Below are 24,233 nucleotides of genomic sequence, written 5' to 3'. Positions count from 1 at the left end.
TCTCCTCGGGCCTCGGCTCCCTCCTGTCCGTGATGGCGAGTCACGTCAGACGGTCTATCACTTTCGGAGCCGATGCCCCCTCTCATCTCAGCCCCCGCATCCACACAGGGGGCCGTACAGATTCTGGTGAAGACCGGGCTTCTCGAGGAGCCGCGCACGCTCGAGTCGGTCGGCTAGCGTTCCGGCCTCGCGGCTGCACTCGGCCGCCACGAGAATGAGCCCCAGGCCCGCATCGAGCGCTCGGAAGATGCGCGCCAGGTCCCAGCCTGTCATCGCTATTCCGTGGGCGCGCGGCAGGTCGAGGTCGATGACGGCCAGATCGAATCGGCCATCCTTCAGCCCCCTGATGGCCTCGCAGCTCCCCATGACCGCCTCGACCTCGCACCCGGCCCCCGGCAGCAAACACCGCAATCCCGCCCGGCTGTGGCTGTATGAGTCCACGATCACGAGCCGCGCAGCCCCCGGGCCTCCCTCCCTCTCGAGCACCGCCCTATTCGTCGCGCTCGCCATTGACCTTGTCCCGACAGGATGTAGAGCAACGGCGATGCCAGCCGGCGGCCCCGAGCGCCTGCCGAGGGAAGATGTGAGAATTCAGCGATTTGCCTACCTGGGTGAATTGGTCCTTTCCGGTGCCTCCTCAGGGTGGAGGCTCCGGCATGTAAGCGTTACCCGAGTCGAGTGTAAGTTTTCCCCTCAGCGGGGCAGATGGCGCCCGGCCCCAACTCCCGTCGTCACCCGAGCGGGCTCCAAATCGGCGAACTTCGAGGCTTCGGGTCCTCAAGTCGTCACTCAGTCGATTCTCGCGGGTCCCGGGCCCGGAGTTTGCACACCTAGTTCTGCTAGGTGAGACATGCGTGAGACCAAGCCTTTCATCTTCGTGGGTTGCCTGGAGCTCCGCGAGATCCTGGGCCGCCGGGCCCGGGACGAGCGAGAGCTGATGGAGGGGCTCGAGCAGATCCCGGCGGGCTCCATCTACTACCACACCCACAGCATCTTCCTCCGTCACCCGCGCGTCGCCGGCGGCTATCCCAACGATTTCGCCAACTGGGTGGCAACCCAGGTCGGCGATAAGGGGCTGGCGGAGCGCCTGGCCGTGGTCGATCCCTACCGCTTCGCGACCGTCGAGGAGCTCCGCGAGGAGCTCGTGTCTATTGTGGAAAGCCACATCGCGACGCTTCAGCAGGTTCCGCGATGTGTTTTCGGGGATCCCTTCTTCTTCGTCCAATCCCATGTCCTCGAGGTGCCCATGGGCCTCGAGGCCCGTACCCTCTCTGAGTTCCGCCGCTGCCTCGCAGAGGCCGACCTCTCCACGGTGTATCTGCACACGCTGCACGCGCGTGTGCGGGGCGAGGTGGCCGGGGGCGACTTCGCCCACTGGATCGGCCAGGAGCTGGGCCTGGACTCTCTCGCCGGCGCCATCGGCCGCATCAACCCCTACCTGGGCGGGCTGGAGAAGATCCGGGGCGAGACGCTGCACCTCATCGACGCCGAGCTCGGCAAGGGCGACAACGGACATGAGTGCTAGCGAGCTCAACTCGATCGAGCCGTACAGGGACATCGCCCCCAAGGGCACAGTGGACTTCCTGCTCCATCTCGCGGACCGGGTGCAGGGCCGGCGGTTCCTGCACGTCAATTCCACCCGCGACGGCGGCGGAGTGGCTGAGATCCTGAACCGCTTCGTGCCCATCATGCGCGGCCTCGGGATCAAGGCGGACTGGAGCGTCATCGAGGGCGACTCCGACTTCTACGCCACGACCAAGGCATTTCACAACGCGCTGCAGGGCAAGGAGCAGGTTTTCACCGAGGCGATGTTGGAGCACTACGTCGAGGTCAATCGGGCCAACGCCGAGCGTCTCCGCCCGGCTGGCGATCTCGTGCTGATCCACGATCCCCAGCCGGCGGCCATGATCGAGGCGCGGCCGTCGGAGGGCAAATGGGTGTGGCCGCTGCCACATCGATCTCTCCACCCCCCAGCGGCGCGCGTGGACCTTCCTGCGCCGCTTCGTGGTCCGCTACGACGCGGCAGTCTTCTCGCTGCCGGCCTTCGCCCAGCAGCTGCCGATCCCCCAGTTCCTCGCCTATCCGTCGATCGACCCGCTCGCGGACAAGAACCGGCGGATGAGCGCGAAGGAGATCAAGAAGACCCTCGAACGGCTCGGCGTGCCCGACGACAAGCCCATCCTGCTCCAGGTGTCGCGCTTCGACCGCTTCAAGGACCCGATCGGCGTGATCAACGCCTACAAGCTGGTGAAGGGCTACCACGACGTGCGCCTCGTCCTGGCGGGCGGCGGGGCGACCGACGACCCCGAGGGCGCCGCGGTGCTCAACGACGTGCGCGAGGCGGCCGAGCGCGACCCCGACATCTATCTGCTCGACCTGCCGTCCAACGCCCATCTCGCCATCAACGCGCTTCAGCGCGCGGCAACCATCGTGATACAGAAGTCCACGCGCGAAGGGTTCGGCCTGACGGTGGCCGAGGCCATGTTGAGGGGCAAGCCGGTGATCGGCGGGGCGACGGGCGGCATTACCGTCCAGATCATCTACGGGGTCACCGGGTACACGGTCAACTCCGTTGAGGGATGCGCCTTCCGGATCCGGTACCTCCTGAGCAACCCTCAGCTCATGCGGCGGATGGGCGAGGCGGGACGCGAGCACGTCAGGGAGAACTTCCTCATCACCCGTCATCTGCGCGACTATCTGTCGCTCCTGGCACACCTGAGCCGCTAGTGTCCTGTCCCAGAGATTCGATAACAAAATCGAGCGACGCTGGCCAGGATCTCGTCAGCGCTCTTGGTCCACACGAAGGGCTTCGGGGCCGTATTGCTGAGAGCGATGTAGGCGATGATCGCTGCCTCGAGTGCGTGCGTGCTCCGGTGCGCCCCACGCGTGATCTGTTTGTCGGTCAGCATCGCGAACCAGCGCTCGACCAGGGTGAGCCAGGAGCTGCTGGTCGGCGTGAAGTGGAGATGGAACCGGGGCCGTCGGGCCAGCCAGGGGTGAATCATCGGCGTCTTGTGGGTGCCGTAGTTGTCGAGAATCAGGTGCCCCTCGAGGTCGGCGGGCACGGCCGCGTCAATCGTGGCAAGGCACTGTCGGAACTCGAGGGCCCGATGCCGTCGGTGCAGCGGCCCAATGCTCGTGCCGCGCTTGGCATCCAAGGCCGCAAACCGCGAGGTGGTGCCGTGCCGGACATAGTCATGACTCCGCCGCTCCACCTGGCCCGGCCGCATCGGCCACAGCGGTTGGGTCCGATCCAGGGCTTGGATCTGACTCTTCTCGTCCACGCACAGCACCAGGGCGCGGTCGGGCGGATGCAGATACAGCCCGACGATGTCGCGGACTTTCTCGATGAACAGCGGGTCCTTCGACAGCTTGAAGGTCTCCGTGCGATGCGGTTGCAGCGCGAAGGCCCGCCAGATGCGGTTGACCGTGCTCCGACTCAGGCCGCACGTCTGCGCCATCGAGCGTGTGCTCCAGTGCGTGGCGTCGGCGGGCTTCGTCTCCAGCGTCCGGGTCAGCACCGCCTCCACATCGGCATCGCTGACGGTGCGCGGTGCGCCTGGCCGCGGCTCGTCGAGCAAGCCGTCCAGACGCTGGGCCAGGAAGCGCGTGCGCCACTTCCCCACGGTCTGCTTCGTCAGCCGCAGGTCGTGAGCGACGCGTGTGTTCGTCTTGCCAGCGGCGCACCCGAGAATCAGCCGGACCCGCTGGGCCAACCCTTGCCCCGTCGTCGGCCGACGGGCCCAACGCTCCAACGTGTCCCGCTCGTCGTCGCTGATCGTCCACGGTGGAATCGGTCGTCCCGTGCGCATTGGCGTTCTCCTTTCACTCCTGAGAACGCGCAACGAGCACAACTTGTCCCACTCACTTCCGAGACAGGACACTAGCGGACCGTCAGGGATGTCAGTGTGGCGCGGTGCGGGGCGTGTCCCTTGTCCGGCTGGATCACGACGCGGAGATGGGTCACCCGCTCCGCCGGGACGGACCACTCCTCGCACTCGAACGTGGTCCCGGGCTGGCTGAAGTTGAATTCCTGACGGATCCGCTCCTGGTAGGTCCGGCCGCCGTCCTCCGACAGCGAGATGGTGAGCACGTTCGTCCTGGTCGCGCTGGGCTCCTCCGCTTCGATGCCGATCGCGCGGATCGACTGCGGCGCGTCGAACGCGAGGACCAGCGTCTGCTCTCCGTCGGCCCCCGCGATCCACCGCGTGCCGCCGGGGCCCCCTGAGGCGTCGAAGAGGTGATCGACGGGATGCTCCGGCGCTTCGGACGTCACGATGACCGTAGCCAGCGCGGGGATGTCCTTGACATCGGCCCTGGGCGCTCTGGCGGCGGGTCGATCACTGAGGATCAGTTTTCGCAGCATGGCATGTCCTCCTCCGCGGGTCTCGCCCGGACTCCGGTCACGCAAGCAAGCGCGAGATCCCGGCCAGCGGTATCGAGATCCAGTCCGGGCGGTTGTTGAGCTCGTAGCGGAGCTCGTAGCAGGCCTTCTCGAGCTCGAAGGCCGCGCAGGCCCGCCGCACCGCCTCCGCTGATCGCGGCAGGAGGCGCGCCGGGCTCTTGCCGGCGGCCATCATGTAGCCGCTGAGAAAAGCGCGGGCGGCGAGCCGCTCCCAGGCCTCGAGGGCGGGACGAAGCCGGGCGCGCCCGGCTTCGGGCCGGGCGGCGAGCGCGGCGTGAACCACGTAGTCGAACGAGCGCAGCATGCCCGCTACGTCCCGCAGCGGACACTGCTTGGCGCGGCGCTCGTCGAGAGACCGCGCCGGCTCGCCTTCGAAGTCGATCACGACGAAGCTCTCGGCGGTCTTGAGCACCTGGCCCAGGTGGTAGTCGCCGTGACAGCGGATCTTGTGCGCAGTGCCATCGGCGAGCGGGACGAGGTCATCGGCGGCCCGCTCGATCCGCGGGCGCGCGTCGAGGAGCGGCTCGAGCGCCGCCCGGTCGGCGGGCAGCATTCGCGCGGAGGCGACCGCGATCTCGGCCGTCAGCCGCTCGAGGTCCCGGACGAGGGTGCGTCGCCAACGTCCCACGTCCTCGCCCGTGATGGGCTCGGGGCGAAATGCCGGCGGGCCGGGGTCCGAGGCGAGCGCCGCGTGGAGCCGCCCGGTCACCGCGCCCAGCTCGTGGACCTCGGCCAGCGGCTCGACGCCCAGCGCGGCCACGCGCTCCTCGACGTCGGCTGGACTGTCTGGGGGACCGTCTGCGGCGGCGAGTCGCTCGCAGAGGTCGTCGAGCCGCGCGAGCGTGTGGGTCCACCCGTCGCCCGTATTGGCCACGAATTGCTGGAGCAGGGCCACGGTGGCCGTCTCGCCCTGGCCGGTCTATTCCGCCCAGCCGGCCAGCCGGGGTACGTGAACGAAGCCTGGGCGGTCCGCGAGGAAGCGCAGCATCTCGAAGTCCGGGTTGATGCCGGACTTCGGCCGTCTGATGGACTTGAGGATCAAGCGCCGGTCGAAGAAGATCGAGGTGTTGCTCTGCTCGCCCGAGTGTGGCGTGGCCGGCACGCGGTCAAGCCCGTCCCACGAGGCGTGATCCCACGGCTCCACAGGCGCGCAGCGAAAGCTCCCGCAGGCCGATGCGAAGACGCGCCGCGACTTGATCGCGTCGAGCAGACTCGTCCCGAAGTTCGGGTGCCAGTGCGCGTCGAAGAGGGTGAGGCCGCCGAGCGGGCCGATCGTCCGCGCCGGATCGGCCGGCGCTTGGCCGAGCGCGACCGGGACGAAGTAGCGAGTCTCGTCAGCGCGGATCAGCAGCAGGGCGAGCGGCGGATCCTTGCGGAGCGCGGACCAGTCTTCCATGCGGGCCGTCCCGAGACCGCGGGCCTTGGCCGCGAACCAGCGCTGCCGCTCGATGAAGGCGCGGAGCGCCGGCGCGGCCGCCTCCGAGAGATGCCGGACGACCGCCGCCGCGTCAGAGCGAGGTGTTCTCGATGCCATAGAAGGGCTGGTCGGACAGCGGCGGCTGGAGCCGGAACCAGTAGTAGCCGTAGGGCCCGAGGGTGATGACGTAGGGCTGAGCCCCGATCGTCGGGAAGCGGCTTTCCCCCAGCATCTCGATTGGCGTGTGGCCGGCCCAGGCGCGCAGGTCGAGCTCGATGGGCTGCGCCGCGCTCGAGAGGTTGTGTACCGCCAGCACGGTCTCCCCCTCGTGGGACCGGACGTGGGCCACCACGCTTTCATTGACGGGGCGCAGGAAGCGCAGCGTGCCGCGGCCGAAGACGCGCGTCTTCTTGCGCACCGCGATGATCCGCTTCATCCACTTGAGCAGCGAGGTGGGCGTCCGGAGCTGAGCTTCCATGTTGATGGCCTGGTAGCCGTACACGGGATCCACGATCAGCGGAAGGAAGAGGCGCGCGGTGTCGGCCCGGGAGAAGCCGGCATTGCGGTCGCCGGTCCACTGCATGGGCGTGCGGACGCCGTTGCGATCGCCGAGGTAGATGTTGTCGCCCATGCCGAGCTCGTCGCCGTAGTAGAGGATCGGGCTCCCGGGCAGGGTGAAGAGCAGTGCCGTGAGCAGCTCGATCTTGCGCCGGTCATTGTCGAGCAGCGGGGCGAGGCGCCGCCGGATCCCGACGTTCAGCCGCATCCGCGGGTCCTCGCCGTAGGCGTAGTAGAGATGCCGGCGCTCGTCCTCGCTCACCATCTCAAGCGTGAGCTCGTCGTGGTTGCGGAGGAAGAGGCACCACTGGCAGGCCGGCGGGATCTCCGGGGTGTGCAGGAAGATGTCGGTGACGGGCCGGCGGTCGGCGTGGCGGACGGCGAGGAAGACGCGCGGCATGAGGGGGAAGTGGAAGGCCATGTGGAACTCGTCACCGTCGCCGAAATAGGCGCGCACGTCCGTCGGCCACTGGTTCGCCTCGGCCAGCAGGATCCGCCCTTCATAATGCGCGTCCACCCAGGCGCGGACCTCCTTGAGGTAGGCGTGCGTCTCCGGCAGGTTCTCGCAGCTCGACCCCGCCCGCTCGTAGAGATAGGGCACGGCGTCGCACCGGAAGCCGTCGAGGCCCTTGTCGAGCCAGAAGGCCATGATGCCGAGCATCTCCGCCCGGACGGCGGGATTGTCGTAGTTCAAATCGGGCTGGTGGTGGAAGAAGCGGTGCCAGTAGTAGGCCTTGGCGACCGGGTCCCAGGACCAGTTCGACGGCTCCGCGTCAACGAAGATGATGCGCGCGTCGCAGTAACCCTGGTCGGTGTCGCTCCACACGTAGTAGTCGCGGAACGGCGACTCGGGGGAGCGGCGCGCCGCCTGGAACCAGGCGTGCTGGTCGGAGGTGTGGTTCATCACGAGATCGGCGATCACGCGGAGGCCCCGGGCGTGGGCGGCTTCGAGGAATGTCTCGAAGTCCGCCATCGTGCCGTAATCGGGATGGATCGCCCGGTAGTCGCTGACGTCGTACCCGTCGTCGCGGAGCGGTGACTTGAAGAACGGCAGCAGCCACAGGCAGTCGACGCCCAACTCCTCGAGGTAGTCGAGCTGGCTCGTCAGGCCGGTGAAGTCGCCGATCCCGTCGTCGTTGCCGTCCTTGAAGGCGCGGACGTGCAGCTCGTAGAAGATCGCGTCCTTGTGCCAGAGCCCGTCGCCGACCGTCATGGCTCCCCTAACAGGCTGCTGAAAAAGGCCCATCTGCTTCGTTGGCGCCCTCGGCCGCACGCTCAACGTACAAAGAGTACGCTTCGCGTGCGGCCGTCAGGCGCCGCCTCGCATCTGGACCTTTTTGAGCAGCCTGTGGAGTTTTGCTCATCGTGCTAGATGAAGTACTGGAAATCGTGCTCCCGGCGCCGCCACCGCTCGATCTGGTAGATGCGGGCGGGGGAGACCTGGGGATCGAGCGTCACCGTCTGCCGCGCCCCCCGGCCGAGCGCGCGGCTGTCCGTGAGCAGCTCGTGCATCTCGTACGTTTCGTCCGCCGCGAAGCCCAGTTCGTCCAGCGGGAGGTGCAGCGTCGCCTCGTGGGCCGCGAAGGGATCCAGGTTCACCGCCATCAGGACCACATTATCGCGGGTCTCGGTCATCCTGCCGTAGAAGAGCACGTGCGCGCTGTCGGCCTGGTGGAAACGGAGGTTCCGGCTGGCCTGCAGCGCCGGGTTCTCGCGCCGGATCCGGTTCAGCTGGGCCACGTAATCCTTGATGTGGCCGGGCCGGTCCCAGTCGCGCACGCGGATCTGGTACTTCTCCGAGTCCAGGTACTCCTCGGTCCCGGGCACGGGCGCGGCCTCGCAGAGCTCGAAGCCGCTGTAGATGCCCCAGAGTGGGGAGAGGGTCGCGGCCAGAGCGGCCCGCATCTTAAAGGCGGGGGGCCCGCCGCGCTGCAGGATCTCGGGCAGGATGTCCGGCGTGTTGCAGAAGAGATTGCCGCGGAAGTACTCGGCCATCTCCGACCGCGTCAGCTCCTCGAAATACTCGGTCAGCTCTTCCTTGAAGTTGCGCCAGGTGAAGTAAGTGTACGACTGGCTGAAGCCCGCCTTGGCCAGGGCCTTCATCACCTTGGGCCGGGTGAACGCCTCCGAGAGGAAGATGACGTCGGGGTGGCCGTCCTGGACCTCGCGGATGAGCCACTCCCAGAACTCCAGCGGCTTGGTGTGCGGGTTGTCCACCCGGAAGATGCGCACGCCCTGGTCCACCCAGAAGAGCACCACGCGCAGCAGCTCGTCCCAGAGCGATTCCCAGGCCTCGCACGAGAAATTGACCGGGTAGATGTCCTGGTACTTCTTCGGAGGGTTCTCGGCGTTCTTGAGCGTGCCGTCGGGACGCCGGTAGAACCACTCCGGATGCTCGCGCACCCAGGGATGGTCGGGCGAGCACTGGATGGCCAGATCGATAGCGATCTCGATGCCGAGCCCATGCGCGGCCTGGAGGAGGCGCCTGAAGTCGTCGAGCGTGCCGAGCTCCGGATGGACCGCGGTGTGCCCGCCCTCGGGCCCGCCGATGGCCCACGGGCTTCCCGGATCCGTGGGCCCAGCCTCCAGCGCATTGTTCGGCCCTTTGCGGTGAGTCCGGCCGATCGGGTGAATGGGCAGCAGGTACACGACGTCGAAACCTAGGCCCTTGATGTCCGGGAGGCGCCGGATGCAGTCGGCGAAAGTGCCGTGCCTGCCGGGGACCAGCCCCTGGGAGCGGGGGAAGAGTTCGTACCAGGCGCCCCAGCACCCGCGTACGCGGTCGACGACGACCTCGAGCTCGCGGTCGTAGCGGGCGCGGTCCTTGCGCTCCTGCACCCGCGAGACGACCCGACGGAGCGCGGGGTCGAGGAGCAGGTCGAGGCGGGCCTGCTGGCTGGAGGCGGCATCGTAGCGCTCGAGCGCGAGGCGGAGCGCCACCGCCCCTTCCGCCGCGGCATGCGCCGCGGCCCGGCGGACCAGCTCACGTCCCTCCAGCAGCTCGCTCACGAGATCGGTCTGCCCGGCGGCCGTGCGGCGCTCCATCTCCTCCACCCAGGAGCCGAAGACATTCGTCCACGCCTCGATGGTGACGGCGTAGCGCGTGTTGCGCTCGAGCCGGAATTGCCCCGACCATCGATCATTACCGACGGGGCGCATGGGCGCCTCGCTCCAGCGCGACTCGTCCCTGGCGCGGTACAGGATCATCGCGTCGAGGAGATCGTGGCCCTCCTTGAAGATGTCGGCGGAGACCTCGAGACGATCGCCGACCTCGCGCTTGCAGGGATACCGCCCGTCGTCTACCGCCGGCTGAACGCGCTCAATCAGGATGGGACGAATCCGCTGCTTCTTCACGGTCTGGGGCCTCATCGCCAGCGGTCCACCAGGTAGGGCTTCCACTCCTCGAAGACCTGGCACAATCGCTCGGTCGCCTTCGCCACCGCGGCGGGTGGCCGGTTGCGCGTCTCGTAGACCACGGACGCCACGCGGCCCAGGTAGAGCGGGGCGAGCGATTGGGCGATGTGGCTCCGGTAGACGACCCGCGCGCGATAGGCGAGGAGGAAATCATACACGACGCGAGCCCAGAGGCCGTCGGGGAACCGGAACTCGCCGGTGGCATACTCGCCGAGTGCCAGTATCTCGCTCAGGGTCTCCGGCGCCAGGATGCGCTCCCAGACCGGATAGAGGTCCCGAACGCCTTGCTGGAAGCCGCCCAGCAAGCGCTCGGGATCGGGTGCGGGGCCCGGCTGCGGCTCCGGCAGCGATCCCACGCAGGGGACCGATTCCGAGCCCTGACGCTCGAGCCAGAGGACCTCGTACCGCTCGGCGATCGAGAAGAGCGAGCCGGCCGTGCGCCCCACGATCTCCCCGAGCGGCGCTGGCTGGGCGGGGGCGGGGACGCGCCGCGGCCCGAGCGCCGCCTGACCGATCGCGACTCCCTCGGCGATGGCGGCTGCGGGGATCCAGAACTCGACCCCGTTGCGCCCGAGGTCCGTCTCCCAGACGTTCTGCTCGAGCAGGAAGGCCGCCGCCTTCCCAGAGCAGCCGAATTCCTCGGCCAGCGGGCGCGCGAGACGCTTGCCGAAGAGGGTTCGGATCAGCGGGACGACGAGCGCGTGAGTGAGCGTGCCCTCGTAGTGCCCGCCCTGATAGACGGGCACCACGAGACCGCAATCGTCCGCGAGCACGGGCCCGCCGAGACCGCCCACCCAGTCGGCGTTGAGGCTCGCGTTCTCGGCGTTGAGCAGGATGATGGCCCGCGCCCCGAGCGCCTGCCCCGTCGCCAGCGTCGTGGCCACGGCCTCGTCGAGTCTCAACTGGACCAGCGGGCCGCCGGTCGCGTGCGCCGGCCGGATCCGAACGAGCGGGACTTCGCCGAAAGCCTGGGCCGGCGCGCCGCCAGGATCGTCGGCGCCCCCCTGGTCGACGTGGATCACCGCGGCCGATTGCCCGGGGAAATGCACCTGGAGCCCGACGCGCACGGCGGCCGCGACACCGTCGAGGCTCGGGGCGGCGCCCGCCGTCGGCACCCCAATGACGAGGTCAGCCGAGCCGATGCGCGCGAGCGCGGCCTGGGCGTCCCCGGTTAGCAGATCGTGCGCCATGGCATGGGCCCGTTTCTCATCCCGTGAGGTGGGCGAGCAGCGCCAGGTAGTCGCCCAGGTGCCGCGTGATCAGGAAATTGCGACGCACGTGCTCGCGGCCGGCGGCGCCCATCCGGCCGATCAGCTCCGGATTGCTCAGCAGATGCCGGATGCGGAAGGCGGCGCCCTCGACCGTCTCCACAGTGTATCCGGTGACCTTGGACACGATTTGCGAGGGGATCCCTCCGGCCAGGCTTCCGACCACGGGCTTGCCCTTCCACATGGCCGTGGCGACGTCGGTGCCGAAGTCGGTGAAGAGCGGCTTCTGCAGCACGATCGTCGCCGCGCGCTCCAGCGCGTTGAGCTCGGTCTGCGGGTCGGGGGGCAGCACGAGGACAGTGACGTCGGGGTCCTGGCTCGCCGCTTCCTGCGTCTCCGCGAGCACGCCGCCCGGCCCCGGCGGCGAGCCCGCCAGGACGAGGCGCACGTCGTGGTGCATCTTCACGAGCCGGTAGGCATTGACGACGCCGAGCGGATCCTGGAGCCGCTCGAAGGGGCCGACCTGGAGCAGGATCGGCTTGTCCGTCCGCACGCCCAAGCGCTCCAGGTGCCGGCTCTGCTCGCCGCGCGGCATCTCGCGATTGCGCTCGGAGAGCGGATCGATCGAGGGCGCGATGACGAAGCGTCGGGTCGACAGCGGCGCGGCGAACTTCGGGGCGGAAAAGACCGCGGCATCGTACTTGTCGACAAAAGGCCGGAGAGCGTTCCAGAGCTGCGGCTGCGGGGACGAGAGATCCCCGTGATACCGCCACAGCCAGCGCCCGGCCGGGGGCCGCCCTTCCACGAGCAGCAGCGTGGCCGCATCGTGGACGATCACGAGATCGGCGTCGAGCGGGAGTCGCCGCGCGTTGCCGGCGCACGTGGCGTGCAGGCGGGCCAGCATCGCCTCGGTCACCACCTGCTCGACGCCCGCCAGTCCCTTGCTCACCGCCGTGACGATGGCGTCGAAGTCGGCGCTGCCGAGCATGACCTCCCATGCTGTCTCGATGCCCAGGTCGTTCAGGATCGGCACGATCCGGTTCAGGATCTCGGCGGCGGCGCCGCCATAGCGGGACACGCTGACCTGGACGATGCGGCGCCCCCGCAGCCGTTCCGCGATGCGGAGCATGAAGTCCACCGAGCCACGCGGAGCCACCGCGCGGTAGTCGTCCAGCTTGCCGCCCATCCCGTTCACGCTCCGCCCTCCTCTTCCAGCGCCCGGTTGAGCGCGATGAGATGCCGCTCCCGGACCCGCTCGAGCGTGCCGGCGTACGGATCGATATGGCTCAGGCGCTCGGCGAGCTCATGGCGGCCGAGGGCCGTGTCGACCCATTCGGCGAAGTCGCCCCGCCCGCGCCCGAGCCGGTAGCGCGCCTCGATGATGTGGAAGAAGAGGGTGCTGGCATCGACCCCGGTGAGGGCGTCCCGGAACTCCCGGAGCGTCCGCACCTCGTGGCCCGTCGGGACGGGCACGAGGTGATACTGTAGGAATCGAAACGGCTCGCCCGCGCGGGATGGCGCGGCGGAGAGCTGCTGCAGGTGATGCTCGAGGGTGGAGACGAGCTCGGCACGGACGCCCTCGATGGAACCGAGCCGGAACGGATCGATGGCGGCGAGCCGCTCGGTGAGGCGCCGGTCGCGAAGCTCGATGTCCGCCCACAGCGCGAAGTCATTGGGATAGGCGTCCGGCTGCGGTGGGCGGTGCACCAGCAGCACGGAGGTGTGGCAGAAGATGGACTCGGCGGGCACGCGCCTGATCTCCTCGAGCAGCTCGCGCGCGTCGTGCGCCTCGTGAGGGAGCAGCTCGCAGACCTGGACGCATCCCTGGAAGACGAAGGGTTCAGCCGCGGGCATGACGGGAGGGTCTCTGATGGCGCCGACGGGTGATGGGAACGTCTCCATGCGAGTGCTGATGCTCACCCGCGAGTACCCGCCGCACGTCTACGGCGGCGCAGGCGTCGTCGTCGACCACCTGAGCCGCGCGCTCGCCGGCCGGGCTGGGGTCGAGGTGCGCTGCTTTGGTGGTGATGAGCGGTCCGAACACGGGCTGCGCGTGCGCGGCTATCCGTCCTGGGACCGGCTGGCCGAGAGCCCGCCGACAGGAACGGGCGACGCCCGCTATGCGCCGGCGCTCGAAGCCCTCTCGACCGACCTGCTCATGGCCCGCGACCGCGTGGACGCCGACGTCGTGCACTCGCATACCTGGTACGTGGCGTTGGCCGGACTCCTCGTTCGCACGCTCTCCGACATCCCGCTCGTGGTCACCCTCCACAGCCTCGAGCCCCTCCGGCCCTGGAAGGCGGAGCAGCTCGGCGCGGGGTACGCGGTGTCGCGATGGGCGGAGCGCGTGGCCGTGGAGAGTGCCGATCGGGTCATCGCCGTCTCGGGGCAGATGCGCGAGGACGTGCTGGCTCATTTCTCCGTCGACGCGGAGCGCGTCCGGGTTATTCACAACGGCGTGGACACCGGGGCCTTCCGCCGCACCGAGCGCCGGGACGCTCTGGACCGGTACAGCGTCCGCACCCCGTACGTCCTGTTCGTGGGGCGCATCAGCGAGCAGAAGGGGATCTTTCATCTCCTCGAGGCCGCTGCGGGACTGCCGGAGGACACCCAGCTCGTCCTGTGCGCCAGCAGCCCCGACACCAGGGAGCTGGAGGCGCGGCTCGGTGCTGCCGTGACGCAGCACCCCCGCGTGCGCTGGCTCAACGCCATGCTGCCCCGGGAGGACGTGGTGCAGCTCTACAGCCACGCCGCGCTCTTCGTCTGCCCGTCGGTGTACGAGCCCTTCGGGCTGATCAACCTCGAGGCGATGGCCTGCGGCACCCCGGTCGTCGCCACGGGCGTGGGGGGCATCCGCGAGGTGGTCGTCCACGACGAGACCGGCTAGCTCGTACCGCCCGCCGATCCCGCCGCCCTGGCCGCAGCGATGCGCGCCCTGCTCGCCCAGCCCGAGCGCGCCGCCGCCTTCGGCCGCGCCGGGCGCCGGCGCGTCGAGGCGCAGTTCAGCTGGGAGCGCATTGCTGAGCGAACGCTCGAGGTCTACCGGGAAGCGATCGCCGCTCATCGCTCGGCCTCCGCCAGATACCAGCCCACGCTCCACGGCGGCAGCTCCGCCCAGCCTTCCCGGCCGAGCCCAAGCGCGTAGAGCGACCGTCCCCACTCTGGTCGCGGCCCCACGTGAGGCACCGCCGCCGGGCCGAGGTTGGCGACGAGGCGCAGCACCCGCCGGACCGGGAATGTCCACTCGACCTCAAGCGCCGTCTCGCCGAGACGGCTCCAGCGCGCCCGCGGCGCGATAGGGTTCTGCAGCAATGGCACGATCTCGGCGTGCCGGATGCGGAGCAGCGCTCGGTGGAGGTCCAGCCACTCCCGATGCGCCGGCAGGTCGGCGAGGCTCCAGTCGAGCACCGACCGCTCCCAAGTCTCCAGTGCTTGCGGGTCGGGGATCCGTTCGCGCGCTCCCGCGTCGGCGAACTCGGGGAAGCGGGCGAACTCGCGCCGCCGGCCCTCCGCGACGGCCGGGCCGAAGTCCGGACCCAGGTCGCTGAAGAAGAGGAAGGGCACGGGGGCGGCCCATTCCTGGCCCATGAACAGCAAGGGGAGCGGCGGAGCGAGGCAGAGCACGGCCGTGGCCGCCCTCACTGCGTCCGGCCCCGCCAGTGCCGTGATGCGCTCGCCGAACGCGCGGTTGCCCACCTGATCGTGGTTCTGGAGAAAGCCGACGAAGGCGGTGGGTGGGAGGTCTCCGCTCGGCTCACCGCGCGGGCGGCCGCGGTAGCGCGAGTACTCGCCCTGGTAGACGAAGCCCTCGGCGAGGGCGCGACCGAGCGCCGGCGCCGCCGGCTCGTAGTCGGCATAGTAGCCGCCTCGCTCGCCCGTGAGCAGCGCGTGCAGGGCGTGGTGCACGTCGTCGTTCCACTGCGCACTGTAGAGCGGCGCGCCGTCGCGGGCGAGGAGGTGGGCCTCGTTGCCGTCGTTCTCGAGCACGAGGTGGACCTGCCGCTCGCCGCCGGGGCCCTTGGCCACGACCTGCGCCAGCTCGACGAGCACGTGCGAGCGGGACTCGTCGCTGATCGCATGGACCGCGTCCAGGCGAAGGCCGTCCATGTGGAACTCCTCGAGCCAGTAGAGGGCATTGTGGACCATGAAGGCCCGAACGATCTCGGAGCCCGCGTCGGCGAAGTTGATCGCCGCGCCCCACGGCGTCTGGCGGCGAGGGTCGAAGAAGGCGGGCGCGTAGCGGGGCAGGTAGTTGCCTTCGGGCCCGAAGTGGTTGTAGACCACGTCGAGGAACACCGCAAGGCCGCGGGCGTGGGCGGCGTCGACGAAGAGCTTGAGGTCTTCGGGGCGCCCATACCGGGCCGCGGGGGCGAACGGCAGGACGCCGTCGTATCCCCAGCTCCGGCAGCCGGGGAACTCGCCCACGGGCATCAGCTCGACCGCGGTGACGCCGAGCGCGGCCAGATGGTCGATCCGCTCGGCTGCGGCCGCAAAGGTTCCCGCGCGAGTGAAGGTTCCCACGTGCAGCTCGTAGAACACCAGCCGCTCGACCGCAACACCCTCCCACTCCGCGTCGGACCAGGAGTAGGCGAGCGGATCCACGACCTCGCTCGGACCATGCACGCCGTCGGGCTGAAAGCGCGAGGCCGGGTCGGGCACGAGGAACTCGCCGTCGATCTGATAGCGATAGCGCGTGCCGGGCGGCGCCTCGGGGGTTGCCAGCGCCGCCCAGCCCTGCGGATCGCGGGGCATGGGCAGGGCGCGCCTCCGCTCGTCCAGCCACAACGCCACGCTGTGGGCACCGGGAGCCCAGAGCCGGAAGCCGGTGACACCGTCGTCGCGGGCCTCGGCCCCGAACGGCATGCTTCGGGCGCGGCGGAGGGCGAGCGCCATGGTCAGTCGAGCCCGCGCGCGGCGGCGGTCATGGCGCCTCCGGCTCGAGCAGCGCCACCGGGAAGCTCGCGAAGAGCGCGGTCGCCGGCAGCGTCGGCGCGCCGCCGCGACGCTCCGTTTCGAGCACTCCGCCGGTGAGTCGATCGCGGAAGCGTCCCGCGAGAGCGTCGCTGCCGAGCGAGAGCCAGGTCTCGCCCCACGGTGGGGCGCCCAGGGCGAGGGCACCCGAAAATCCCGTCAGGCGAGCGGTGAGCCTCGGGACGGCCACGATGACGGCGCCGCCCGCCTTGGCGCGGGCGAAGCCGACGAGATGCTCGGCGCGCTCTCCGCAGGCCTCCAGCGGGAGGTACGTCCCCGCCTCGAACAGGGCCGGCCGCTCCCGCCTCAACGCGAGCCCGCGCCGGATCAGGTAGAGCTTCACCCGTCCGTCGGCCCAGCTCTCGAGCAGCAGGCCGCACAGCCCCGCCAGGTCATCGCCGCGGTCCGCGACGAGGGCATCCAGGGCCGTCAGGAGCGACTGGCGCCGGGCGAAGTCTACGGGGCGCCGGTTGTCGGGATCCACCAGCGAGAGATCCCAGAGCTCCGCCCCCTGGTAGATATCCGGCACCCCTGGAGCCCCGAGCTTGAGCAGGGTCTGGGCGAGCGAGTTGACCATGCCGTAGCGCGCGACCCGCTGCTGGAACGACAGGAACTCGTCGAGGAAGCGCCCGCTGGGAGCGAGGAGCCCCGTGACGAACTCCCGGGTCGCCGCGTCGTAGGCGGCATGCGGGTTGACCCAGCTTGTATTGGGCTTGGCCTCCTTGGTGGCCTTCTCCATGTACTCGCAGATGCGGGTCGTGAACGCCCCAAGGTCCGGCTGCGGCTCCGCCGGCCAGGCGCCGACCAGCGTCTGGTAGAGCAGATACTCGTCGTTGCGGTCCGGCGCGGCCTGCCCGTCGACCTCCCGCTTCCACCGCTTCCCGATGGCGCGCCAGCGGCGGGCGCAGACGCCCCACTCGGCGGGGATCTCCGAGAGCACGCTGATACGCGCGCGCACGTCTTCGCCCCGCTTGGTGTCGTGCGTGGATGTGGCCAGCAGCGACTGCGGCCAGCGCGCCCGGCGCCTCGCTTTCTTCTCGTGGAAGGCCGGCACGGGCTCGCCGAACCGGGCCGGATCGCTTCCGACCTCGTTCAGCGAGACGAGCCGGTTGTAGATGTACAGCGCCGTGTCTTCGACGCCCTTGGCCGTCACGGGGCCCGTGGTCTGCTGGAAGCGCATCACGAAGTGATGGCGCCCGTCGTCGCCGCCGGCCCCCCCCGGGGGCTCCCGCAGCAGGAGAATGTCGTGGACGAAATCGAAGATGGACACGTTCACCGTCGGATTGTGCCGCTTGGCTTCCGCCACGGCGCGCTCGACGAACGCGAGGTCGCGCGGGCTCATCTCGGGCCCTTCGTCGCCGATGTACGTCCGGTACACGGGGAAGCAGGCGATGACCTCGCGCAGCGCGCGGATCAGGCTGTGCAGGGTGAAGTCGCGCGCGTGCCGCCGCCTCTCGGAGATCCGGTCGAGATGGTGACCGAGCTGATTGACCTCGCTCGCCATCGACACCTGCATGATCAGCCGCTTGGCCGCATAGGCGATGTCGGCCATGGGCGGGGCGGCCCCGGCGAAGCGGGTGTAGAGCCCCGTCATCTGCCGGACGTGGCCGCGGTCCACGAAGAGGCCGTTGACGGATCCGAGGAAATCGTAGCCTGTCGTGCCCGCGACGCGCCACCACTCGGGCAGGCGCTCGTCGGCCATGAGGATCTTCTCGCCGACGAGCCAGAGGGGCCGCGCGGCAGGCGCCGCCGGATCCGCCGCCACCTCCCTATAGCGTGCGAGAAGCGCCTCCGCTGCCTGGCCCGGTAGGCCGGGCGCCAGGCGGCGGGCGGCGCGCCGAGGAGGGCCTCTTCCTGCAGCCGGCGAAAGTACTCGCCCGGGGCGTAGAGACCGTCGGGATGATCCACGCGGAGTCCCGTCACCGCGCCGTCGCCGACGAGGCGAGAGACCAGCCGGTGGCTCGCGTCGAAGACCTCGCGGAACTCCGTCCGGATGGCGGCCAGGTGATTGACGTCGAAGAAGCGGCGGTAGTTGACCTCGTCGCCGGCCACCCGCCAGTCGGCAAGGCGGTAGGCCTGCGCCGAGAGCAGGCGGTCGAGCAGATCGAAACTCGCCGGATCGCCAGACGTCCCATTGAAAAGCCGGACATTGTCGTCGAGGAACTCGCGGATTTCGGTCGACTCCTTGACCAGGGCCGCCAGCCGGCGCTTGATAATCTCCTTCTCGCGGAGCCGCTCCTCGGAGCGCGCAAGATCCGTCTCCATCTGCGCGGGCAGGTGTTCGAGCACCGTGAGGATACTCTGGAGCTCCCGCAGGTGCGGATCCTCGGGCGACAGGCGCGCGCCGAGCGTCTCGAGACGGTAGGAAAGTACCTGCGCGTACGAGTCGGGCGCGACGAGCAGGCGCTCCCCCGCATAGAGCACGACGAACGCCCCCTCGGAGAACTCGAGCCGGAGCTGCTGGGACTCCAGCATGCGGCCGTACTGGTCGGGCAGGACCGACAGCAGGACCTTGCCGTAGAGCTCGGGCTTCACCGGCGCCCAGTCGATGTCGAAGAACCTCGCGTAGGGGGACGACGGCCCGTTCTCGAGCACGTCGGTCCACCAGGGATTCGCGTCCCCGACGATGCCCATGAGATTGGGGACGATATCCAGGATCACCCCGATCTCGTGCGCGCCGAGCGTCCCCGCCATCTGGGCGAACGTCGTCTCGCTGCCGACCTCGGGATTGAAGGCGCTGTGGTCGGTGACGTCGTACCCTTGGGAGCTGCCGGGGCCGGACTTGAAGCAGGGCGAGAGATAGGCGTCGCTCACCCCGAGCGCGGCCAGGTATGGAGCCAGCGCGCCGACGTCCTCGAAGCGCAGCGCCGGTCCGAGCTGGAGCCGGTACGTCGCGCGCCGCGGGCGCGCGAGCGCCGCGACGCCCTGCTCGAGCAGGGCGTCGAGGTCCGTCACGGCGGCGCCGGCATCATGGCCCGACCGGGGGCCGGGGCGCTCTCGATCCGGGGCTCTCACAGGTGCGTGAGCGTCTCGCTCGGGTGAGGATCGTGGCGGAGCCGGCGCTCCAGGATCTGTCGGGCCAGCGCGCGCCCCCCGAGGCCGAAGGCCAGGGCCAGAGCCAGGATCAGCCCGCCGAACGTGATGCCGAAGGCGACCAGCACCATCTCCTTGCCGATGCCGAGGTGGGTGACCGCCGTGGCGCTGGCGAAGAGCAGCACTCCCCAGCGCACCGCGCGGGCCAGGAGCCGCGCCTCCGGCACTCCGGCGTTGACCGCCGCGATCAGCGCGCCTTCGCCGAGGAAGTTTGCCACGAGCCAGCCGACGAGGAAGATGACGGCGGCGCCGACGGCCCTGGGCACCCAGGCGAAGACGAAATCCGTGACCCGGCCCGCGCCGGGAATGGCGAGGGCATCCACGGCAAGGGTCAGGAAGAGGACGAAGATCGCCCAGAACACCATAACCGAGAGCAGCTGGGAGGGGGACCGGCGAAGACCCGCGCGCGTGATCGGGGATACGAGTCCCCAGGTCTCGGCGCGCTGGTCGAAGGCCACCGCCCGGGCGAGCCGCTTCAGCAGCAGGGCGGCGACCCAGGCGGCGACGAGTCCTACGGCCGCCAGCGTCAGCATGGCGAGGATGCTCGGCAGCACCGCCACCAGCCGCGTGTTGAGATCCCGCAGAGCCGCCCAGACGAGACCGCTCCACATCTCTGCCATGGTCGTGCCTCCTTCAGCTCCGCCGCACCCGACGGCATGTCGCGCGTGGGCTACCGGGGTGTCGGAGTTCCGGTCCATCAGGGCCGTCCGGCCCCGCCTCGAGTAGCGGCATCGACCGGGTACGCCACGGCTCGAGGCGAGCCGGGAGCCGGCCCGCACCTCGAGTATCAGGATACTCCCGCTCGGGCGGGCCTCCAGGCTTCTGTTCCCGGGCCGTGATGGGCGCTACCCTGGCCGCCTCATGGCTCGGACCCGCCGGCTGTTCGCCCTGGTACTGGGATTTGCTAGTGTGGTCCTCATGACCACCTGCGCGTCCTCGCCTCACGTGCCTCCGTCGGCGCGCGCCGACCTCGCGTCGGGTCTGGTGGCCCGGGCGATCGAGAAGACCGGCGCTCGCGGAGTTTCGGTCGCGCCCCCCAGCCCGCATTCAAGATGACGGGGATGAGCCTGCGGGAGTTGGCTCGACGCGGGCGAGGATGACCGGGGTGTCGCTTGTGACCAATCGTCGAGCGCTGCCGGAGAAACGCTGCCCTTGGGGGCGAGCACGGAGCCGGTGAGGCAGATGGGTGGCACCGTCATGGCCTTTTGATTTGCCAGGACCGTGCCAATCCGGAGCCTCACGCTAGGCTCGCTTGAAGGAGGGCCCGAACGGTCACCATCGAAACAGCCGTGCCATTGTCCGACCATTCGCCGGAGACGCTCGAGCGGGCGATCAAAGAGGCGCTGGACACCACCGTGCAGGGCGCCACGGCCATGGGCTTCAGCTGGCTCCGTCTCGATGGCGCACGGGTTCTCGAAGATACGGTCATCGTCCGGATGGTCGCGAGCGATGACGACTCCGAGGACACCCCCGACGACGAAGACCTGAGCGTGAGCGACCCGCTCGACCCTGCCTCGGGCGGGTTTCTGACCCGTCCCTAAACGGAGGCCGCCTGCGGCTTGGAGCCCCCGGCCGGAACCTGGTAGAGGTACTCGCGCAGGTGCTGGACCTCTTCGTCCCTGTCGTGGATGGTCGCGCGCATCAGGTCCCGGACCGAGATCATGGACAGCATCCCCGACCCGCTCGTCACGAGCAGGTGGCGGATACCGGCCTCGTCCATGGCGCGCATGGCAGACTCGTAGTCCATCTCCGCGTCAGCCGTGATCACGCACCCGGTCATGACCTCGCCGAGCGGTGTCCGGACAGGGTCCAGGCCCTGATACAGCACGCGTCGAACCACGTCACGCTCGGAGAAGACGCCCGCGAGCCGGGTGCCGTCCAGCACGATCACGATCCCGACATTGTGGTCGGCCATGAGCCGGACCGCCTCCGACACCATGGCCTTTTTCTGTACCGTGAAGAGAAAGCCGGATCGCATGAGGTCACGCAGCGTCTTCATCGCTCATCCTCCTGGAGACTGCGGGGCTGGAGACTGCAGGGCTCGAGATTGCAGGGCTGGACACCGCAGGGGTTGAGACCGCCAGGGTCCCGGCGGGCTCCTCGGGGATGCGGGACAGCTCCCCCAGGAGCAGCCCGGCCCAGCGGTAGATGTTGTGCTCCCGCACCGTCTGGTGCATCCGGCCCATGCGGGCGCGCTGCTCGGCGCCCGGCATCTCGACGGCGCGGCGGATGGCGTCGGCCACGCCGTCGAGGTCATAGGGATTGACGAGCAGCGCGTCGCGGAGCTCCGACGCCGCCCCCGTGAACTGGCTCAGGATGAGAGCGCCCCCCCCGTCCTCACGGACCGAGACGAACTCCTTGGCGACCAGATTCATGCCGTCGTGGAGCGACGTGACCATGCAGAAGTCGGCGTGGCGGTAGAAGGGCCAGATCTCCCGGTGGTCGTGGTGCCGCTTGAGGTAGAGCACCGGCCGCCATTTCCTCGTGGCGAAGCGCGTATTGACGTCGCGCACGGCGGCATCCACCTCGGCGTCGATCTCCTGATAGCGCGCAATGCTCGAGCGGCTCGGCGCCGCCAGCTGGACGAAGACGAGGCGTTCCTGGTACTCGGGAGAGCGCTCGAGGAACCGCCCGATGGCCCGGATGCGCTCGGGCAGGCCCTTGGTGTAGTCGAGCCGCTCGACGCCGACCCCCAGGAACTCGCAGGAGATGCCGAGCCCGCGCAGGAGGTCCGCGCGGGAGACGTTCGGCGGGTTGGCGACGAAGTTGGGCGCCACGCTGATCGGAAACGGCTTGACGAGCGTCGTCCGCTGTCCGCGGGTGACGGCGAACTGCTCCCACTCGACGCGCGCCTCGATGGCCCGCTCGACGGTCTCGAGGAAGTTGTTGCAGTAGTACTGCGTATGGAAGCCCACGAGGTCGGCGCCGAGCATGCCCAGCAGCAGCTCATGCTGCCATGGGCAGATGCCGAAGGCCTCGGCATTGGGCCAGGGAATGTGCCAGAAGATCACGACGCGGGCATCCGGACGCTCACGCTTGATGAGCGCCGGCAAGAGCGCGAAGTGGTAGTCCTGAATGAGAACGAGCGGCGCATCCACGTCCGCCACCTCCTCGAGGATGGCCGCGGCGAACTTCTCGTTGACCGCCGTATAGTGCGCCCAGTCCTCGGGACGGAACTGCGGGCGGGTGTGCACGAGGTGGCAGAGGGGCCACAGCCCCTCGTTGGCGAAGCCGGAGTAGTAGCCCGCCTCCTCCTCCTTGGTGAGCCAGAGCCGGCGCAGCGTGTAGCGAGGATCGTCCGGCGGCAGCCCGAGCCGGCCCGCCTCGTCCGCCGTTTCGCGGTCCGCGTCGCCGCTGCCCTGCGCCACCCAGACGCCGCCGCAGGCGCGCATCACGGGCTCCATGGCCGTCACGAGCCCGGAGGCCGGGTGCTCCGTCTGGATCCTGCCGTCCTTCCAGACATGGCTCAAGGGCTCCCGGTTCGAGACGACGAAAAGCGGGGAGCCTCCCAGCCGCAGCTTGACGAACTGCTTCAGGCGCTCCTCGGTCCAGAGCGTTTCGCCCGACAGCCGGAGCGCCGCCTCTTCTTCCGCCGCCGCCTGCGCGCGGTGGAAGCTCTTCGCCAGGACCGAGACTTCGCGCGCCATGGGACCGAAGAGCCTGGAGTCCGAGAGCTCGAGCGGGCTCGCGGGGGCGCCGCGGCGGAGATCCTTGGTCCAGCGGGCCATGCTGGCCAGCGGCTGAATCACGCTCATGCGAACGATCAGGAGCGCGATCCCCGAGAGGACGACCACGAGCACCAGGAAGCGGAGCCCGTTGTTCTGCCAGATCCGCCACTGGGCCTCGACCAGAGGCCGTGCGTCGAGCACGACGAGCACCACGCCGATGTTGCGCTCGTCGCGCAGCACGGGGCTCGCATACACATAGAAAGAGCGGCCGTCCACGAGAGCGAGCCCGCGCCGCGTCTCCCCGCTGTTGAGCGCCGCCACCCCATCCGGAAATACCTGCGGGACCACGGGGCCGATGTCCGGCGTCGCGGCCTGGACCGTCCCGGCGCGGTCTAGGAAGGCCACACCCTGGCCCCGCCGGCCGAACTTGGCGGCGAGCCGCTCGAGCGTGGGCCGGCCTCCCCGGGCGAGGGCCGGCTCCGCGGCCTCCTTCAACCCCTCGCCGAGCGCCGCAGCGCGGCGCTCCATGTCGTCGAACAGGTGCCGCCGCTCCTCGACAACTTGGAGATACGTGAAGCCGCCTGTAACGACGAGAGCCGCGAGCCAGATGGCTCCCACGAGACGCGCCGCGATGCTCATGGCACGGGCCGCCACCCGACCACGGTCGCCAGGCGCTCGATCAGCTCGTGAACGGCGTCTACGTCGTCGAGCCGGTAGGTGGCGCGGGAGACGATGTCCGGGGGGCCCACGCGCACCGTGATGGCCTGCCCCAGGAGCGCCTCGAAGGCCAGCTCATCGGTCCAGTCGTCGCCCATGTAGACGGAGAGCATGGGTTTCGGAAGTGTCTGGAGCGCCCAGTCGCGAATCTGCTTGGCGCAGTGCCCCTTGCTCCAGGCCACCTGCGGCAGGATCTCGATGGCCTTGGTGCCGTGGAAGATCTTGAGCCGCCCCCCCTCGCGCGCGAGGGCCTGCTCCAGCTCGACCGCGACCAGGCGCCGCGCCTCGTCCGGCACGTCGCGGTAGTGGACGGTGATGCAGAGACGCTTGGGCTCGACCCGCACGCCGTCGATCCCCGCGACCCGCTGCGCGAGCTCCTCGCCGACCGCCTGCACTGTCCGCTGCTGCGCGACCGCCTCCGGATGACTGAACGCGATGCCGGGCCCGTCGACCTGAAGGCCATGGCAGCCCGCGTAGACCGCGCCGGCGACGCCGACGCGCGCAGTCACATCGCCGAGATCTCGCCCGGAGACGATAGCCAGGCGGACCTGCGGCGCCCGGGCCAGCGCGGAGAGCTGTCGCTGCACTCGCTGCCCGAGCCAGGCTTCGGCCGGGTTCGGCACGTGCGGCGTCAGCGTGCCGTCATAGTCGGTCATGAACAGGAGACTGCGGCCGTCGCCCAGCCATTCCCCTATCCGATCCGTGAGTACTTTGGCGTCTTCGACCAGACCGTTGTGCATACGGTGTCCATGCGCAAGGCCCGTGCCACCGCCCGTCATCAC

The 24,233-nt window shown here is 69.5% G+C and carries 18 protein-coding genes and 3 pseudogenes; 4 read left to right on the top strand and 17 right to left on the bottom strand.

The features are described from left to right. Nucleotides 1-87: 87 nt before the first annotated feature. Complete coding sequence (locus Q7W02_15555; GenBank protein MDO8477579.1) at nucleotides 88-486, bottom strand: response regulator; 399 nt, start codon at nucleotides 484-486, stop codon at nucleotides 88-90. A gap of 364 nt (nucleotides 487-850) precedes the next feature. Here Q7W02_15555 and Q7W02_15550 point away from each other — a divergent pair, with 364 nt between their 5' ends. Next, nucleotides 851-1,525, top strand: a complete 675-nt coding sequence (locus tag Q7W02_15550; GenBank protein MDO8477578.1) for a DUF5752 family protein — start codon at nucleotides 851-853, stop codon at nucleotides 1,523-1,525. After that, nucleotides 1,515-2,727 (top strand): annotated as a pseudogene (locus Q7W02_15545) (glycosyltransferase). The gene Q7W02_15550 and the pseudogene Q7W02_15545 overlap by 11 nt, the downstream one beginning before the upstream one ends. Here the strand turns inward: Q7W02_15545 and Q7W02_15540 are convergent. The 9 genes from Q7W02_15540 to Q7W02_15500 form a co-directional block, all read right to left on the bottom strand. After that, nucleotides 2,724-3,812: an IS630 family transposase gene (locus tag Q7W02_15540; GenBank protein MDO8477577.1), complete on the bottom strand. Its 1,089-nt coding sequence runs from the start codon at nucleotides 3,810-3,812 to the stop codon at nucleotides 2,724-2,726. The pseudogene Q7W02_15545 and the gene Q7W02_15540 sit on opposite strands and share 4 nt — an antisense overlap. A 71-nt stretch (nucleotides 3,813-3,883) precedes the next feature. Further along, complete coding sequence (locus Q7W02_15535) at nucleotides 3,884-4,366, bottom strand: hypothetical protein (protein MDO8477576.1); 483 nt, start codon at nucleotides 4,364-4,366, stop codon at nucleotides 3,884-3,886. A 37-nt stretch (nucleotides 4,367-4,403) separates the two neighbouring features. Next, the gene (locus Q7W02_15530) at nucleotides 4,404-5,300 is read right to left on the bottom strand and encodes a phosphotransferase (protein MDO8477575.1); all 897 of its coding nucleotides are present in this window, start codon (nucleotides 5,298-5,300) and stop codon (nucleotides 4,404-4,406) included. Between the two features lie 24 nt (nucleotides 5,301-5,324). Next, nucleotides 5,325-5,939, bottom strand: a complete 615-nt coding sequence (locus Q7W02_15525) for a hypothetical protein (GenBank protein ID MDO8477574.1) — start codon at nucleotides 5,937-5,939, stop codon at nucleotides 5,325-5,327. Continuing rightward, nucleotides 5,914-7,593: a maltose alpha-D-glucosyltransferase gene (gene treS / locus Q7W02_15520; protein MDO8477573.1), complete on the bottom strand. Its 1,680-nt coding sequence runs from the start codon at nucleotides 7,591-7,593 to the stop codon at nucleotides 5,914-5,916. Before treS ends, Q7W02_15525 begins: the two co-directional genes overlap by 26 nt. A 155-nt stretch (nucleotides 7,594-7,748) precedes the next feature. After that, entirely contained in the window at nucleotides 7,749-9,734 is a 1,986-nt protein-coding gene (locus tag Q7W02_15515; protein MDO8477572.1) for an alpha-1,4-glucan--maltose-1-phosphate maltosyltransferase, read from the bottom strand. Between the two features lie 11 nt (nucleotides 9,735-9,745). Then, a complete protein-coding gene (locus tag Q7W02_15510; protein ID MDO8477571.1) occupies nucleotides 9,746-10,984 on the bottom strand; it encodes a hypothetical protein in 1,239 nt (412 codons plus the stop codon). 16 nt (nucleotides 10,985-11,000) lie between these two features. Beyond that, nucleotides 11,001-12,188: a glycosyltransferase gene (locus tag Q7W02_15505; GenBank protein ID MDO8477570.1), complete on the bottom strand. Its 1,188-nt coding sequence runs from the start codon at nucleotides 12,186-12,188 to the stop codon at nucleotides 11,001-11,003. A 5-nt stretch (nucleotides 12,189-12,193) separates the two neighbouring features. Continuing rightward, a complete protein-coding gene (locus tag Q7W02_15500; protein MDO8477569.1) occupies nucleotides 12,194-12,856 on the bottom strand; it encodes a DUF5752 family protein in 663 nt (220 codons plus the stop codon). 46 nt (nucleotides 12,857-12,902) lie between these two features. On the opposite strand from Q7W02_15500, the pseudogene glgA reads away from it, so the two are divergent. Next, nucleotides 12,903-14,069: pseudogene (gene glgA, locus Q7W02_15495) on the top strand (glycogen synthase). Here glgA and treZ read toward each other — a convergent pair. From treZ to Q7W02_15475, 4 genes and pseudogenes are all read right to left on the bottom strand, one after another. Further along, the gene (gene treZ / locus Q7W02_15490; GenBank protein MDO8477568.1) at nucleotides 14,063-15,895 is read right to left on the bottom strand and encodes a malto-oligosyltrehalose trehalohydrolase; all 1,833 of its coding nucleotides are present in this window, start codon (nucleotides 15,893-15,895) and stop codon (nucleotides 14,063-14,065) included. The pseudogene glgA and the gene treZ overlap by 7 nt on opposite strands. A 28-nt stretch (nucleotides 15,896-15,923) precedes the next feature. Then, entirely contained in the window at nucleotides 15,924-17,738 is a 1,815-nt protein-coding gene (treY, locus tag Q7W02_15485) for a malto-oligosyltrehalose synthase (protein ID MDO8477567.1), read from the bottom strand. A gap of 848 nt (nucleotides 17,739-18,586) precedes the next feature. Then, nucleotides 18,587-18,787 (bottom strand): annotated as a pseudogene (locus tag Q7W02_15480) (alpha-amylase family glycosyl hydrolase). A 197-nt stretch (nucleotides 18,788-18,984) separates the two neighbouring features. Beyond that, nucleotides 18,985-19,686: a hypothetical protein gene (locus Q7W02_15475; GenBank protein ID MDO8477566.1), complete on the bottom strand. Its 702-nt coding sequence runs from the start codon at nucleotides 19,684-19,686 to the stop codon at nucleotides 18,985-18,987. Nucleotides 19,687-20,355: 669 nt separating this feature from the next. On the opposite strand from Q7W02_15475, the gene Q7W02_15470 reads away from it, so the two are divergent. Beyond that, complete coding sequence (locus tag Q7W02_15470) at nucleotides 20,356-20,607, top strand: hypothetical protein (protein ID MDO8477565.1); 252 nt, start codon at nucleotides 20,356-20,358, stop codon at nucleotides 20,605-20,607. Here Q7W02_15470 and Q7W02_15465 read toward each other — a convergent pair. The 3 genes from Q7W02_15465 to otsB are packed head-to-tail and all read right to left on the bottom strand — an operon-like array spanning nucleotide 20,604 to nucleotide 24,191. Beyond that, nucleotides 20,604-21,065 (bottom strand): CBS domain-containing protein, encoded by a 462-nt coding sequence (locus Q7W02_15465; GenBank protein MDO8477564.1) that lies wholly within the window; start codon nucleotides 21,063-21,065, stop codon nucleotides 20,604-20,606. The two genes, Q7W02_15470 and Q7W02_15465, sit on opposite strands and share 4 nt — an antisense overlap. Beyond that, nucleotides 21,049-23,373 (bottom strand): trehalose-6-phosphate synthase, encoded by a 2,325-nt coding sequence (locus tag Q7W02_15460; GenBank protein ID MDO8477563.1) that lies wholly within the window; start codon nucleotides 23,371-23,373, stop codon nucleotides 21,049-21,051. Before Q7W02_15460 ends, Q7W02_15465 begins: the two co-directional genes overlap by 17 nt. Next, nucleotides 23,370-24,191 carry a trehalose-phosphatase gene (gene otsB, locus Q7W02_15455; protein ID MDO8477562.1) on the bottom strand — a complete coding sequence of 274 codons (822 nt, stop codon included), beginning with the start codon at nucleotides 24,189-24,191 and terminating at the stop codon, nucleotides 23,370-23,372. Before otsB ends, Q7W02_15460 begins: the two co-directional genes overlap by 4 nt. Between the last annotated feature and the right edge of the window lie 42 nt (nucleotides 24,192-24,233).

Source organism: Candidatus Rokuibacteriota bacterium, from assembly GCA_030647435.1.
In the GTDB taxonomy this organism is placed as follows: Bacteria; Methylomirabilota; Methylomirabilia; order Rokubacteriales; family CSP1-6; genus AR37.
Note: the sequence above shows the minus strand (reverse complement) of the source record. Positions and strands in the feature narration are given on the sequence as shown.

Coding starts and splice junctions, on each gene's coding strand:
- Q7W02_15505 (MDO8477570.1), bottom strand. CDS start 12,188: ATGGGCGGCAAGCTGGACGACTACCGCGCGGTGGCTCCGCGTGGCTCG.
- Q7W02_15460 (MDO8477563.1), bottom strand. CDS start 23,373: ATGAGCATCGCGGCGCGTCTCGTGGGAGCCATCTGGCTCGCGGCTCTC.
- treZ (MDO8477568.1), bottom strand. CDS start 15,895: ATGGCGCTCGCCCTCCGCCGCGCCCGAAGCATGCCGTTCGGGGCCGAG.
- Q7W02_15475 (MDO8477566.1), bottom strand. CDS start 19,686: ATGGCAGAGATGTGGAGCGGTCTCGTCTGGGCGGCTCTGCGGGATCTC.
- Q7W02_15465 (MDO8477564.1), bottom strand. CDS start 21,065: ATGAAGACGCTGCGTGACCTCATGCGATCCGGCTTTCTCTTCACGGTA.
- Q7W02_15510 (MDO8477571.1), bottom strand. CDS start 10,984: ATGGCGCACGATCTGCTAACCGGGGACGCCCAGGCCGCGCTCGCGCGC.
- Q7W02_15540 (MDO8477577.1), bottom strand. CDS start 3,812: ATGCGCACGGGACGACCGATTCCACCGTGGACGATCAGCGACGACGAG.
- Q7W02_15535 (MDO8477576.1), bottom strand. CDS start 4,366: ATGCTGCGAAAACTGATCCTCAGTGATCGACCCGCCGCCAGAGCGCCC.
- Q7W02_15500 (MDO8477569.1), bottom strand. CDS start 12,856: ATGCCCGCGGCTGAACCCTTCGTCTTCCAGGGATGCGTCCAGGTCTGC.
- otsB (MDO8477562.1), bottom strand. CDS start 24,191: ATGCACAACGGTCTGGTCGAAGACGCCAAAGTACTCACGGATCGGATA.
- treS (MDO8477573.1), bottom strand. CDS start 7,593: ATGACGGTCGGCGACGGGCTCTGGCACAAGGACGCGATCTTCTACGAG.
- Q7W02_15550 (MDO8477578.1), top strand. CDS start 851: ATGCGTGAGACCAAGCCTTTCATCTTCGTGGGTTGCCTGGAGCTCCGC.
- Q7W02_15525 (MDO8477574.1), bottom strand. CDS start 5,939: ATGGCATCGAGAACACCTCGCTCTGACGCGGCGGCGGTCGTCCGGCAT.